At 34.9% G+C, this 565-nt stretch carries 1 protein-coding gene; it reads left to right on the top strand.

Annotated elements, in window-relative coordinates; translation table 11 throughout:
* Positions 1-151: 151 nt before the first annotated feature.
* Positions 152-565 (top strand): HTH domain-containing protein (locus BXO88_RS16250; RefSeq protein WP_078038752.1); only part of this gene is annotated, 414 nt, incomplete at its 3' end.

The following is a 565-nucleotide window of genomic DNA, read 5'->3' on the forward strand; positions in this document are numbered from 1 at the left end:
TAAAATATACCCTATAAAGTGGACACTTTAAGAAGAAGGGAACCCTAAAAATGGACACACAAAGAAGGGATAAAATCCTATTTTGTGGACAAAGGAAAAAGGGATTCTTCTGGTGGATGATATATAATAAAGTTATCTACCGGAGGGAAATATGAAAGAGTATACGGATGCCCAAAGAAAAGAACTTCAAAAGAACCCATATGTTTTAAAAGTCTCCAAGTATAAGTTGTATTACACAGCTAAGTTTAAAGAGGACTTCTGGGTTAGTTATCAAGCAGGGAATTCTCCTCGAAAGATCCTATCAGATTTCGGATTTGATTTAAGTATATTCAAGCAGAAACAAATTGATTCATTGGTTCAGCATATTAAGAAGCAAGCATTGTCTGGCAATGGTTTTACAGAAGGTGAAAACAGACAGAGAAGAATGAGTATGAAAGCAACCGATGAAGCAGAACTCTCTTCTCCACAATCAATCACACGTATGCAAAGTGAATTGCAATACTTGCGCCAGGAAGTAGAATTTCTAAAAAAAATTATAATTGCAGACAATTCAGAAAAGAAGAAA

The sequence above is a fragment of the Oribacterium sp. C9 genome (genome assembly GCF_002007235.1).
Taxonomy (GTDB): Bacteria; Bacillota; Clostridia; order Lachnospirales; family Lachnospiraceae; genus Oribacterium.